Origin of the sequence: Pseudonocardia humida (genome assembly GCF_023898865.1) — a bacterium.
In the GTDB taxonomy this organism is placed as follows: Bacteria; Actinomycetota; Actinomycetes; order Mycobacteriales; family Pseudonocardiaceae; genus Pseudonocardia; species Pseudonocardia humida.
Genome location: NZ_JAGSOV010000010.1, coordinates 34,984 through 47,995 on the forward strand (window position 1 = coordinate 34,984; position 13,012 = coordinate 47,995).

Sequence of the window (13,012 nt, forward strand, 5' to 3'; positions counted from 1 at the left end):
ACACGCCGAGGGAGCTCAGTGGCCGAGTGGCCGGCGAGCACGCCCTCGGTCCCTGCGTACCGGTAGGCGGCGTGCGAGCGCAGCGCCGGATCCAGGACCAGGTCGGCGGGGACGTAGGTGTCGGGGAAGACGTGGCGGAACCGCGGCCCGAGCAGCACGTCCCAGGTGACGAGCCCCGCGGCGACGGCGTCCGAGCCGCGGAACGCCACCCGCCACCCGGGCACGCTCTCCATGGCGCGGAGCATCGCGCGTCGAGGCCGACGTCCGCGGCCGTTCCGGGCGGATCCGCCGTCGAGATCGACCCCATCGGCCTCGACGGAGCCGATGAGCCGCACCACGTCGATCTCGACGGTCCGCGGTCACCCGGCCGGCTCGGGTCGGCCGACCGCCCGGACGCCCTCGGCGTGCGGTAGCTCAGCGGCCCAGGTGCCGCAGCGCCTCGGGCAGGTCGACGACGTCGGCGTACTTGGCGTCGAGGTCGCGCAGGTTCTGCTCGTGCAGCTCCGGGGTGCGGTCGGCGCAGGCCTGCCGCACGACCTGGGGCCGGAAGCCGTGGCCCAGCGCGTCGGTGGCGCTGGCCCGGATGCAGCCCGACGTCGAGACCCCCGCGACGACCACCGTGTCGACGCCCGCGGCGTGCAGCGTGGCCGCCAGCGACGTCGCGAAGAAGGCCGAGGCGTACTGCTTGGCGACCACCGGCTCGCCCGGGGCCGGGGCGAGCACCAGCTCGCCCCAGCCGCCCTCGGCGTCCTCGGCGAACGCGGCCAGCGCCGGCACCTTCGCCGCGAACAGCCCGCCGTCGGCCATCCCGCGCGTGTAGCGCACGACCGTCCAGACGACGGGGTGCCCACCGAGCCGGGCCGCGTCGACCAGCGCCGCCGTGGCCTCGACCGCGGGCCGCGGCTCGGGCAGCAGGAACGGCCCGCCCTCGTCGGTGTAGGCCCGCACCAGGTCCACCACCAGCACCGCAGGCCGCGCGCCCCAGCCGACCCGCCCGGAGAACGCGGTCCCGTGCGGCCCGCTCACCGCACCCCCCGACCCGTCGAGAACGAAGTCGTCGTCGTTTTGGACCGGTCCAACTGACAACAACGTCGTTCTCGACGGGGCGTGGTCAGGTCCATGAGGGGCGCTTCGGGGCGGGGAGGCCGGTCTCGGCCTCGCAGTTGGCGAGGAGCTCGTCGATGGGCGGACCCATGTCGAAGACCGGGAGCTCGGCGGGGCGGTCGGCGCGGAGCCGGTCGCGCAGGGCCGCGGTCGCGGGGTCGTCGACCTCGCCCCCACCGCTCACCACGACCCCGTAGCGGCGGGCGCCGTCGGCGCTCACCAGGCCGCGGCGGACCTCCAGGGCGACCAGGGCGGGATCGCGCTCCAGCGGGTCGCCCCAGCCACCGCCGCCCCAGGTCACGAAGTGCAGCACGTCGCCGGGGGCGACCGGCACGTCGTGGCACTTGCTGGGCAGCACCTCGCGGGTGCCGTCCGCGCGCTCGATCCACTTCGTGCCGCGGGCGCCGGGCTCGCCGCCGTTGACGCCCCAGGGGTGGGTCAGCCAGCGGTCGTCGTGGATGGCGATCTCGCCCGGCTCGGCGAACACGTACGCCACGTCGACGCCGTTGCCGCCGCGGTGCAGCCCGGCGCCGCCGGTGTCGGCCACCGTCTCCCACTTCTCGATCCGCAGCGGGTAGTACGACTCCAGGTACTCGCACGGGATGTTGACGAAGCTGGGCCACAGCGAGTGGCCGTCCGGCCCGTCGCCCAGCGGGCGGCCCGGGATGCCGCCGAAGCCGATCGAGTACAGCTGGAACCACTCGCCGGCCCGGTCGCCCGACGAGTAGTGCCCGGAGTACATGAAGTGCGGGCTCGAGGAGAAGCCCGCGGCGTTGAGCAGCGCCGGGTTGGTCTGCCCGAGCAGCCCGCCGAACAGGTCGAACACCCGGCCGATGCCGTGGTTGCGGCCGTTGAGCGAGGCCGGGTGCTTGGGCTTCCAGTACGAGCCGTCCGGGATCGTGACGTCGACCAGCGGGTAGAACCCGTCGTTCCAGAGGATCTGCGGGTCGGCCACGGTGATCATGTAGATCCCGAAGAACATCCGGGTCAGGTTCTCGTTGATGTAGTAGTTGATCGGCCCGGCGGCCTGCGGGCTGGACCCGGTGAAGTCCAGGTGCACCTTCTCGCCGGTGCGGGTGAGCGAGAGCTTGAGTTCGTAGGGGCCGTTGCCGACGCCGTCGTCGCAGATGTAGTCGGTGAAGCTGAGCGTGCGGCCCTCCTCGAAGACCATCGCCAGCAGCACCTTCATGGCGTCGTAGTTGCGCTGCAGCAGGGCGTCGAGCGCGGCGAGGTAGGTGGCGGTGCCGAACCGCTCGCACATCTCCACGACCCGGCGCCCGGCCGTGCGGCAGGCCGCGACGAGGCCGTTGAGGTCGGCGCGGTTCCAGTTCGGCATCCGCACCTGGTTGAGGATGATCCGCAGCGCGTCGGCGTTGAGCACGCCCTTCGAGTACAGCTTGAAGGGCGGGATGACCACGCCCTCCTCGTAGATGGTGCGCGCGTCGGTCGGCATCGAGCTCGGGGTCTTGCCGCCGACGTCGGACATGTGCCCGAACATCGACGCCCACCCCACCACCCGGCCCTGGTGGAAGATCGGCACGACCACGAGCCAGTCGTTGGCGTGGCTGATCGCCGCGCCGCAGGCGTACGGGTCGGAGGTGAGCAGCACGTCGCCCTCCTCGACGGTGCCGTCGAACCCGTCGAGGAAGTCGGGGACCGAGAGCCCGAACTGGCCGACCACCATCTTCCCGCTCGGGTCGGCGATCAGCGGGAACTCGTCGTGCTGCTCGCGGATGCCGGGGGACAGGGCGGTGCGGAAGAGCACCTCGTCCATCTCGTAGCGGGCGTTGCGCAGCCCGTTCTCGATGAGGTCCAGGGTGACCGGGTCGACCTCGGGCCGGTCGAGCGAACCGGTCGCGGTCTCGACGATGCGTGCCACGGCTCAGCCCTCCACGGGGTTGATCAGCAGGGCGCCGGACGGGTGCACGGTCGCGGCGTGCCCCGGCAGGACGAGGGTGGTCGAGTCCATCTCGGTGACGATCGCGGGACCGGTGACCACGTGGCCCGCGCGCAGCGTCGTCCGGTCGTAGATCGCGGCCTCGACGGACTCCCCGGCGACGTGGATCGGGTGGCGGTCGACCGGCTCCGGGTCCCCCTCGGCGGCGGGCAGGGTCACCGCGGCCACCTCCGGGCGCGGTCCGGACACCGTGGCCCGGGCGTTGACCAGCTCGTGGTCGGTGCCCAGCAGGAACGAGAACAGCCGCTCGTGCTCGGCGTCGAACGCCCCGGCCAGCCGGTCCAACGCGGCCGGGTCGTCCAGCCAGGCCGGGTCGACCTCGACGCCGATCTCGAAGCCCTGCCCGTGGTAGCGGACGTCGACCTGGAACGAGACGGTCTGGTCGGCGGCGTCCACGCCCTGCCCGGCCAGCCGCCCGCCCGCCTCGCCGGCCAGCTCCCGCAGGATCGCGGCGAGGTCGCCGGCGGCCAGGTCGGCGAAGCGGCGCAGCACCGTGCGGGCCGACTCGCTGCGCTTGGAGGTCGTGGCGTCGCCGAGCGCGCAGAGCACGCCGGGGGAGGGGGGCACGATCACCGGCCAGGCCCCGGTCAGCCTGCCCAGCGCATTGGCGTGCAGCGGGCCGGCGCCGCCGAACGCGACGAGCGCGAAGTCGCGCGGGTCGAAGCCCTGCTGCACGGAGACCAGCCGCAGCCCGCCCAGCATGTTCTCGTTGACGATGTCGACGATCCCGGCCGCGGCGGCCTCCGCCGAGCCCAGACCCATCCCCTCGGCGACCTTCCCGACCGCGGCCCGGGCGGCGTCGACGTCGAGGGCGATTTCGCCGCCGGCCAGGGCGGTCGGCAGGTAGCCGAGCACGACGTTCGCGTCGGTGACGGTGGGCTCCGTGCCGCCCTTGCCGTAGGCGGCCGGACCGGGGTCGGCGCCCGCCGACTGCGGCCCCACCCGCAGCGCCCGGGTCAGCTCCGGGACGTGCGCTATCGAGCCGCCGCCCGCGCCGACGGTGCGGACGTCGACGCTGGACGCGCGCACGGTCAGGTCGCCGATCTTGGTCTCCCGGCCGATCCGCGGCGACAGCCCCTGCACCAGGGCCACGTCGGTGGACGTGCCGCCCATGTCGAAGGTGATGAGGTCGCGGTAGCCGCACTGCTCGGCGATCCACACCGCCCCGGTGACCCCGCCGGCCGGGCCGGACAGCAGCATCGTGACCGGCGCCCCGACCGCCGCCTCGGCGGCGGACAGCCCGCCGTCGCTGCGCAGGATGGCCAGCTCGCCGGCCACCCCGCCGTCGCGCAGCCGCTCGGACAGGGTGCCGATGTAGCGGCGGACCTGCGGCTGCACGTAGCCGTTGGCGACCGTGGTGACCGTGCGCTCGTACTCGCGCAGCTCGGGCAGCACGTCGCTGGACAGCGAGACCGGCACCCCCGGCAGCACCTCGGCGGCGATCTCGGCGACCCGGCGCTCGTGCCGAGGGTCGGCGAAGGAGTTGATCAGCGAGACGGCCAGCGCCTGGATCCCGCGCCCGGCCAGCTTGCCGAGCTGGGCGCGGACGTCGTCCTCGTCGAGCGGGCGGACCACGGACCCGTCGCTGGCCAGCCGCTCGCGGACCTCGACGGTGTTCTCCAGCGCGGCCAGCGGCTCGGGCTTGGGCCAGATGATCCAGCCGGCCAGCCCGCCCGGCACGAAGGACCGGGCGATCTGCAGGACCTGCCGGAAGCCGTGCGTGGTGACCAGGCCGACCGTGGCGCCCTTGCCCTCCAGGATCGCGTTGGTCGCGACCGTTGTGCCGTGCAGCACCTGGGCGATCTCGCGCAGCTCGATGCCCGCGTCGGCGCACACCCTGCCGATCCCGTTCAGCACGCCGACGGCCTGGTCGACGGGCGTGGAGGCGGTCTTGGCCCGCCAGGTGGCGCCGCTGGACTCCTCGACCAGCAGCACGTCGGTGAAGGTGCCGCCGACGTCGACTCCGAGCCGGTAGGTCATGCGCCCTCCTGGGCGTGCCGGGCCGCGCGCACCATCACCGCGCGGGCGTTGTGGATGTGGGCGGTCATCACGGCCGCCGCCCACGTCGGGTCGCCCGCCCGCAGCGCGGCGACGATCTCGACGTGGTGGGCCAGGCTGCGGCGCAGCGAGGCCGGGTCGTAGGTGTGGAAGTTGCGCAGCACGATCGGGGCGTGCACCGCCCCGGCCAGCGCGGTGGCCATCGCCGGGTGGTCGGCCAGCGCGACCAGCCTGCCGTGGAACTCCCGGTTGAGCGGGACCAGCGCGTCGAGGTCCTGGTCCGGGCCGGGGCGCCCGACGCGGACCATCCGTTCGGCCAGGTCGTCGAGGGCGTCCCCGTCGGCCGTCGCCGCCCGCGGCACCGCCAGCGCGGTGAGCCGCGGCTCCAGCGCGGCCCGCAGCTCGAACACCGCCTCCAGCTCGCCCACCGTCCAGCTGGTGACCCGGGCGCCGCGGTTGGGCGCGATCTCGACCAGCCCCTCCGCCGACAGCCGGGCCAGTGCCTCGCGGACCGGCGTGCGGCTCACCCCGAGCCGCTCGGCCAGCTCGACCTCGCCGAGGCGGGCGCCGGCCGGGAAGTCGCCGTGCAGGATCAGCTCCCGCAGCGCGCCGACCGCCCGTTCCGATGCCCGTGTCACGGAGCCTCCCAGCGAAGATTGTGTGCAACTTAAGATCGGAGGCCTCGCCCGGCAAGCATCCGGGCGCTACTTTTTCGTTACTGCATACAAACCGGGAGGTTGTCGGGTGGGGGATCTGCTATCGGGACCGACGTCGCCGCGGGCGCGGCTGCGCGAGCTGCTGGCCGGGCCCGGGCCGCTGGTCGCCCCCGGCGCCTACGACGCGCTGTCCGCGCGGCTGGTCGAGCAGGCCGGGTTCGACGTCGTCTACATGACCGGGTTCGGCACCACCGCCTCGCTCATCGGCCGCCCCGACGTGGGGCTGCTCTCCGGCGCCGAGATGGTCGACAACGCCCGCCGCATCGCCGCCGCCGTCGACGTCCCGGTGATCGCCGACGCCGACACCGGCTACGGCAACGCCGTCACCGTGCTGCGCACGGTCCGCGAGTACGAGCAGGCCGGCGTGGCCGGGCTGCACCTGGAGGACCAGGTGCACCCCAAGAAGTGCGGCCACATGAGCGGCAAGGAGGTGATCCCGGCGGGCGAGATGGTCGGCAAGATCCAGGCCGCGGTGGCCGCCCGCCGCGACCCCGACCTGCTGCTCATCGCCCGCACCGACGCCGCCGCCGTCGAAGGGCTGGACTCGGCGATCGCGCGGGCCGGGGCCTACGCCGCCGCCGGCGCGGACGTCCTGTTCGTCGAGGCCCCGACCAGCGAGGACGACATCGCCCGCGTCGCGGGCGAGCTGGCCGGCGTGGCGCCGCTGGTGTTCAACTGGGCCGAGGGCGGGCGCACGCCGCCGATCCCGCTGGCCCGCATCGCCGAGCTGGGCTTCTCGCTGGTGCTGTTCCCCATCGGCACCCTGCTCGCGGCCACCGCGGGCATCCGGTCGCTCCTGGCCACCCTGCGCGCCGACGGCACCCCGGCCGCGGCGATGCCCGAGCTGCCCACCTTCGACGGGTTCACCGACCTCATCGGCCTGCCCGAGGTCCGCGACCTGGAGGCGCGCTTCGCCGGGCCGTGACCGGCCCGGGCCGCGTCCGGGCCGGTTGCCGGGCCGCCCTACGCTCGCGGCCATGACCAAGGTGCGGGTGGCAGTCGTGTTCGGCGGGCGCAGCAGCGAGCACGCGATCTCCTGCGTCTCGGCCGGCAGCGTGATGAGCCACCTCGACCCGCAGCGGTTCGAGGTGGTGCCGGTCGGGATCACCCCCGAGGGCGCCTGGGTGCTGGGCACCGGCGACCCCCGCGAGCTGGTCATCGACGGCAGGCGGCTACCCCGGGTCGACGAGAGCCGCACCGCGCTCGCCCTGCCCGGCGACCCCACCCGCGGCGGGCTGGTCGTGCTCGACCCCGACCGCGCCGGGGAGGTGTTCAGCGGCGTCGACGTGGTCTTCCCGGTGCTGCACGGCCCGTTCGGCGAGGACGGCACCATCCAGGGCCTGCTGGAGATGGCCGGGCTGCCCTACGTCGGGGCGGGGGTGCTGGCCAGCGCGGCCGCCATGGACAAGGAGTTCGCCAAGAAGCTGCTCGTGGCCGAGGGGCTGCCGGTCGCCGACGCGGTCGTGCTGCGCCGCGGCACCGACACCCTCACCGCCGAGCAGCGCGAGCGGCTGGGCCTGCCGGTCTTCGTCAAGCCCGCCAGGGCCGGCTCCTCGGTCGGCATCACCAAGGTCGCCGACTGGGCCGACCTCGACACCGCCGTCGCCGCCGCCCGCCGCCACGACCCGAAGGTGCTGGTCGAGGCGGCGCTCGTGGGCCGCGAGGTGGAGATCGCCGTGCTGGAGCTCCCCGACGGCACCCTGCTGGCCAGCGTGCCCGCCGAGATCCGGATCGTCGGCAAGGACGGGCACGTGCCGGAGTTCTACGACTTCGACGCCAAGTACCTCGACGACGTCTGCGAGTTCGACATCCCGGCCAAGCTCGACGACGCGGTGGCCGAGCGCCTGCGCGAGACGGCGATCGCCGCGTTCCGCGCACTGGACGGCCAGGGCCTGGCCCGCGTCGACTTCTTCGTCGCCCCCGGCGGCGGGCTCACCGTGAACGAGGTCAACACCATGCCGGGGTTCACCCCGATCTCGATGTACCCGCGGGCCTGGGCGGTGACCGGGGTCGACTACCCGACGCTGCTGAGCACGCTGGTCGAGACGGCGATCGCGCGCGGAACCGGCCTGCGGTGACGGCCACCCCGCCCACCTCCGACGATCCGTCCCGGTAGGCGCGCCGTGCGCCGCCTCCTCGCCGCCGCGGTGACCGCCGCGGCGGCGTCCATCGCGCTCACCACCCTCACCGACCCCGCCCGGCCCGACCCCGACGCCGGCCCCGCGACCACGGCGTTCACCTCCGTCACCACCTTCGGGACGACGGTCGACGACCCGCCGGCCGCGCGCTCGACGACCGGCGGGCTGTCGGTGGCGCTGTCCGACCCGGTGACCGGCGCGCCGATCGGCGCCTTCTGCGTGGAGCTGGTCGACGACGGGGTCGTGCGGACCGGCTGCACCGACACGGGCACCCTGGAGCTGGCCGACGTGCCAGAAGGCGACTACCTGGTGCTGGCCTACCGGGCCGGGCAGAGCGCCGTCACCGGGGTGACCCGGCAGGCGGTCGTGGCCGGGGAGGTCGCGCGGGTCGTCGTCGACGAGTAGGCGCGTGGGGCGGGGCCGGTCTCACGCGCGCCCGTCGAGCACGTGACCGTGCACGAGCCGGGTCAGCGGGGTGCCGAGCGGGTGGCGCTGGCCCCCCACCCGGATCCACCGGGGCCCGCCGAACGGCTCCTGCTCCTCGACGTCGAGCACCACGCCGGGGAAGACCCCCCGCTCGCCCAGGTGGCGCAGGGCGGCGCTGTCGCGGTCGGAGACGCGGTCGACCTGGAAGCGGCAGCCGGTGGGGGCGGAGTCCAGCGCGGCGCTCCACCCCTCCTCGTGCGGGCCGTCGCGGGGCGGGATCGGGTCGCCGTGGGGGTCGTGGGTGGGGTGGCCCAGCGCGGCGTCGATGCGGTCCTCGAGCCGCTCGCTCAGCGCGTGCTCGAGCTGCTCGGCCTCGGCGTGCACCTCGTCCCACGGGACGTCGAGCACCCGGGCGAGGAAGGTCTCCAGCAGCCGGTGGCGGCGCACCACCCGCAGCGCCGCGCGTTCCCCGGACTCGGTGAGCCGCAGGGCGCGGGTGTCGACCCGCTGCAGCAGGCCACCGTCCTCCAGGCGGCGCACCATGGCCGAGACCGACGGCGCGGACACGCCGAGCTCGCTGGCCAGCAGCCCGGTGGTGACCGGCTGGCCGCGGTGGGCCACGTGGTAGATGGCCTTGAGGTAGTCCTCGGTCGCCCGGGACATGGTGACCATTCCCAGAGCGTAGCCGCCGCTACCGCACCCGGACCGCGGTCGGCGGCAGCGTCGCCCGGACGACGTCGGAGACCTGCTGCAGCGGCCCGCTGCCGAGCGCGGGCGCGATGGTGACGATCGTGTAGACCGGCCGGTCGACCGCGACGTAGCTGATCACGACCGGGTCGGGGACGCCGTCGTCGAGCTGGAGCCACTTCACCCCGTTCACCTCCAGCAGCGCCGAGGTGGGGGTCAGCTCGACCGGGCGGGGCAGCCCGCAGCGCAGCACCACCGGGCGCGGCAGCGCCGCCCACGCGCGCACCCCGGGCTGCGCGGGCTCGGCCAGCGGGCGCCCGGGCAGCGGTGCGTCGGCGTCGAGCTCGGCGGGCAGCGCGGCGAGCAGCGCCGCGCAGTCCGGGCCGGTCGCGTCCGGGGCGTCCACCGGCACAACGGCCAGCGGGCCCGTGTCGGGCGGCTGCTCCGGCGGCGCGCCCGCGCCCAGCCGCCCGGCGATGCCGATCGCCGCCACGGCCAGCGCGAGCAGCACCGGCAGGGAGATGGCCAGCAGCACCGGCAGCGCCGGTCGCTCGCGCGTGCCGCGCGTCATGACCGCCCCGGACCCCCGCCCCCGCCTGCGCTCAGGTCAGGTGCACGATGGGGCAGGTGAGGGTCCGGGTGATCCCCGGGGTGCCCTGCACCTTGGCCACCACCAGCTGCCCGAGCTGGTCGACGTCCGCGGCCTCGGCGCGGACGATGACATCGTAGGGGCCGGTCACGTCCTCGGCGGAGACCACACCGGGGATGTCCCCGATCTGCGTCGCCACCGCGGCGGCCTTACCGACTTCCGTCTGCACCAGGATGTATGCCTGCACCACGGCGTGCCCCTTCCACGAATCACGAACCGTCCGGGTAGGAAAGTCGGAAGCCCAACGTACCGGAGGTACCCCCGTTGCCCCCATCGTCGACGCCGGATCCGGAGCCGACCGAGACGATCGGCACACTCGGCGAGTTCGCCCTGATCGGCCGGGTCACCGCGGGCCGCACGCAGCCCGCCACGACGCTGCTCGGCCCCGGCGACGACGCGGCCGTCGTCGCCAGCCCGGACGGGCGGGTCGTGGCCACCACCGACGTGCTGGTCGAAGGGGTGCACTTCCGGTTCGACTGGTCGGCGCCCGAGCAGATCGGGCGCAAGGCGGCCGCGGCCAACCTGGCCGACGTGGCCGCGATGGGTGCCGCGCCGACGGCCCTGCTGGTCGCGCTGGCCTGCCCGCCCAGCACACCGGTGAGCACCCTGTCCCAGCTGACCGACGGCCTGTGGGCGGAGGCCACCACCGCCGGGGCCGGCGTGGTCGGCGGCGACGTGGCCTCCTCGCCGACGATGACCATCGCGATCACCGCACTGGGCGACCTGCGGGGCCGCGCGCCGGTGACCCGCTCGGGGGCCCGACCCGGCGACGTGCTCGCCGTGTGCGGCAGGCTGGGCTGGTCGGCGGCCGGGCTGGCCGTGCTGGCCCGCGGATTCCGCTCGCCCGCCGTGGTCGTCGGGGCGCACCGGGTGCCCGAGCCGCCGTACGCGGCCGGACCGCAGGCGGCCGAGGCGGGCGCCACCGCGATGATCGACGTCTCGGACGGCCTGCTGGCCGACCTCGGGCACGTCGCGACGGCCTCCGGGGTGCTGATCGACGTGCGCACGTCGGTGCTGAGCGTCCCGCCCCGGCTGGTCGACGTCGGGGCGGCGCTGGGCATCGACCCGCTGCACTGGCTGCTCACCGGCGGCGAGGACCACGCGCTGGCCGCCACGTTCCCCGGTCAGCCCCCGTCGGGCTGGATGGTCCTCGGCGAGGTGGCCGAGGGCGACCCGGGTGTCCTGGTGGACGGCAGGCCCTACACCGAGGGCGCGCCGGGCTGGACCCACTTCTCCCAGCAGTAGCCGCGACCCCCGACCACTTCGCGGAGCTGGGGTTCCAGTCCTCGGTGGGCAACTCGTGGCAGCACGTCCGGTTCACGGTGAACCTGTCCGTGGCCGACCGCGCGGCCTGGGAGGCGGCCCGGGCGAGCCGCTCCTCGCTGCCGGAGCGGCCGTCGCCGAACGTCTTCTACGGCCCGCTCACCTGGCAGCAGCGGATCGGCAGCGTCCTGCCCAGGACCGCGACCACTGGTGGGACCTGGTCCCGTCGACCGATCCCGCCCGGCTCGCGGACGAGGTCGTGGCCGCCCTGCGCGACCACGGCCTGCCCGCGATGCGCGCGCGGATGTGAGCCGCGCACCCGCGGTCAGGGCAGCATCCAGCCCAGCACCGGGGTGGCCTGCAGGGCGATGATCCCGGACAGGATGACCAGCAGGCCCAGGCTCCAGCCGATGACCTTGCGCAGCAGCACGCCCTCCTCGCCCTCCATCTTGACCGCGACGGCGGCGATGGCGAGGTTCTGCGGGGAGAGCATCTTGCCCAGCACGCCGCCGGAGGAGTTCGCCGCGGCGAGCAGCTCCGGCGGTAGCCCGGCGCCCTGGGCCGCGGTCACCTGCAGCGAGCCGAACAGCGCGTTCGCCGAGGTGTCCGAGCCGGTGACGGCCACGGCGAACCACCCGAGCAGCGGGGACAGGAACGCGAGCGCGCCCCCGGCGCCGGCCACGAACAGGCCGATGGCCGTGGTCTGCGCCGACGCGTTCATCACGTAGGCCAGGGCGAGCACCCCGGCCACGGTCAGGATCGCCCACTTCAGCTCGTCGAGCGTGCGGGTGTAGGTGGCCAGCGCCCGCCCGCCGCCGACCTTGAGCACGATCGCGACGATGGCGCCGGCGACCAGCATCAGGGTGCCCGCGGTGCTGATCGCGGTCAGCGAGTACGCGGTCGTGCTGTGCGGCTCGCCCGCCGGGTCGAGGACGTCCAGGCCGGGGACGGTGAAGGCGATCTCCACCGCGTCCAGCGCCGGCTTGATGCCGGGCAGCTGGGCCAGCGCGAACACCACGATGATGATCACGTACGGGGCGTAGGCGCGGCGCACCTCGGTGGGGGAGTCGGGCGCTTGGGCGGTGCCCGGGCCGCCACCGCCGGCCATGGCCGGGCTGCGGGCCGCCCAGACGGCGTCGGGCTGCATCCGGGCCAGCGCGAACACCGCGAGCGCGCTCAGCAGCGCGGCGACGATGTCGGTCAGCTCGACGGACAGGAAGTTCGAGGTCAGGAACTGGCCGAGGGCGAAGACGAACCCGCAGACCAGCGCAGGCGCCCAGGCCTCGCGCACCCCGCGCTTGCCGTCGACCAGGAACACCAGCAGCAGCGGCACGAGCAGCGCCAGGAACGGCGTCTGGCGCCCGACCATGGACGCCACCTGGTCCAGCGGCAGCCCGGTGACCCGGGCCAGGGTGATCACCGGGACGCCCATCGCGCCGAACGCGACGGGCGCGGTGTTCGCCACCAGCGCCACCACGGCGGCCTTGAGCGGCTGGAAGCCCAGGGCCACCAGCATCACCGAGGTGATCGCCACCGGCGCGCCGAACCCGGCCAGCGCCTCCAGCAGCGCCCCGAAGCAGAACGCCACCAGGATCGCCTGGGTGCGCTCGTCGATCGAGAGCGTCCCGAAGCTGCGCCGCAGCACGTCGAAGTGCCCGGTCGCCACGGTCATGTTGAACACCCACAGGGCGTTCACCACGATCCACATGATCGGGAACAGTCCGAACAGGGCGCCGTGCGCGGCCGCGAGCAGCGAGGTGCCGACCGGCATCGAGAACCCGACGACGGCGACGACCAGCGCCGCGAGCAGGCCGGCGAGCGCGGCCCACTGCGCCCGCACGCGCACGACGCCGAGCAGCACCAGCACGACGGCCAGCGGCAGCACCGACACCAGCGCGGACAGCCCGAGGGAGCCGCCCACGGCCTGTGGATCCTGCTGGTACCGGGCCAGGAGCTCCGATGATGACGTCAGCAGCGTTGCGGGGAGCAGCGACATGGCCAGGAGTGTGCGCCACCGTCACGCCGTCGTCATGCGCTGTGTCACCCAGTGCTACCGAAGCGGGTGCGGGCAGGT

General features: G+C 74.7%; 12 protein-coding genes. 4 read left to right on the forward strand and 8 right to left on the reverse strand.

Annotation, left to right across the window (positions count from 1 at the left end; translation table 11 throughout):
• Positions 1-414 precede the first annotated feature (414 nt).
• The 4 genes from KDL28_RS04480 to KDL28_RS04495 form a co-directional block, all read right to left on the reverse strand.
• On the reverse strand, positions 415-1,026 hold the full coding sequence (locus KDL28_RS04480; RefSeq protein WP_252435916.1) for an isochorismatase family protein: 612 nt from the start codon (positions 1,024-1,026) through the stop codon (positions 415-417).
• Between the two features lie 85 nt (positions 1,027-1,111).
• Positions 1,112-2,983 carry a hydantoinase B/oxoprolinase family protein gene (locus KDL28_RS04485; protein WP_252435917.1) on the reverse strand — a complete coding sequence of 624 codons (1,872 nt, stop codon included), beginning with the start codon at positions 2,981-2,983 and terminating at the stop codon, positions 1,112-1,114.
• Between the two features lie 3 nt (positions 2,984-2,986).
• On the reverse strand, positions 2,987-5,041 hold the full coding sequence (locus KDL28_RS04490) for a hydantoinase/oxoprolinase family protein (protein ID WP_252435918.1): 2,055 nt from the start codon (positions 5,039-5,041) through the stop codon (positions 2,987-2,989).
• The gene (locus KDL28_RS04495) at positions 5,038-5,697 is read right to left on the reverse strand and encodes a GntR family transcriptional regulator (RefSeq protein WP_252435919.1); all 660 of its coding nucleotides are present in this window, start codon (positions 5,695-5,697) and stop codon (positions 5,038-5,040) included. The genes KDL28_RS04490 and KDL28_RS04495 overlap by 4 nt, the downstream gene beginning before the upstream one ends.
• A gap of 106 nt (positions 5,698-5,803) precedes the next feature.
• On the opposite strand from KDL28_RS04495, the gene KDL28_RS04500 reads away from it, so the two are divergent.
• Genes KDL28_RS04500 through KDL28_RS04510 form a run of 3 tightly spaced genes read left to right on the forward strand, consistent with a single transcriptional unit; the run spans position 5,804 to position 8,318 of the window.
• Positions 5,804-6,700 carry an isocitrate lyase/PEP mutase family protein gene (locus KDL28_RS04500; protein ID WP_252435920.1) on the forward strand — a complete coding sequence of 299 codons (897 nt, stop codon included), beginning with the start codon at positions 5,804-5,806 and terminating at the stop codon, positions 6,698-6,700.
• Between the two features lie 52 nt (positions 6,701-6,752).
• Complete coding sequence (locus KDL28_RS04505) at positions 6,753-7,853, forward strand: D-alanine--D-alanine ligase family protein (protein ID WP_252435921.1); 1,101 nt, start codon at positions 6,753-6,755, stop codon at positions 7,851-7,853.
• 45 nt (positions 7,854-7,898) lie between these two features.
• A complete protein-coding gene (locus KDL28_RS04510; RefSeq protein WP_252435922.1) occupies positions 7,899-8,318 on the forward strand; it encodes a hypothetical protein in 420 nt (139 codons plus the stop codon).
• Positions 8,319-8,339: 21 nt separating this feature from the next.
• Here KDL28_RS04510 and KDL28_RS04515 read toward each other — a convergent pair whose 3' ends face one another.
• Genes KDL28_RS04515 through KDL28_RS04525 form a run of 3 tightly spaced genes read right to left on the reverse strand, consistent with a single transcriptional unit; the run spans position 8,340 to position 9,865 of the window.
• The gene (locus KDL28_RS04515; RefSeq protein WP_252435923.1) at positions 8,340-9,011 is read right to left on the reverse strand and encodes a metal-dependent transcriptional regulator; all 672 of its coding nucleotides are present in this window, start codon (positions 9,009-9,011) and stop codon (positions 8,340-8,342) included.
• 19 nt (positions 9,012-9,030) lie between these two features.
• The gene (locus KDL28_RS04520; RefSeq protein WP_252435924.1) at positions 9,031-9,597 is read right to left on the reverse strand and encodes a DUF3515 domain-containing protein; all 567 of its coding nucleotides are present in this window, start codon (positions 9,595-9,597) and stop codon (positions 9,031-9,033) included.
• Between the two features lie 31 nt (positions 9,598-9,628).
• Positions 9,629-9,865 carry an Lrp/AsnC family transcriptional regulator gene (locus tag KDL28_RS04525; protein ID WP_252435925.1) on the reverse strand — a complete coding sequence of 79 codons (237 nt, stop codon included), beginning with the start codon at positions 9,863-9,865 and terminating at the stop codon, positions 9,629-9,631.
• A gap of 74 nt (positions 9,866-9,939) precedes the next feature.
• On the opposite strand from KDL28_RS04525, the gene KDL28_RS04530 reads away from it, so the two are divergent.
• Complete coding sequence (locus KDL28_RS04530; RefSeq protein WP_252435926.1) at positions 9,940-10,920, forward strand: thiamine-phosphate kinase; 981 nt, start codon at positions 9,940-9,942, stop codon at positions 10,918-10,920.
• Between the two features lie 343 nt (positions 10,921-11,263).
• Here the strand turns inward: KDL28_RS04530 and KDL28_RS04535 are convergent, their stop codons facing one another.
• On the reverse strand, positions 11,264-12,934 hold the full coding sequence (locus KDL28_RS04535) for an L-lactate permease (RefSeq protein WP_252435927.1): 1,671 nt from the start codon (positions 12,932-12,934) through the stop codon (positions 11,264-11,266).
• Positions 12,935-13,012: the final 78 nt, after the last annotated feature.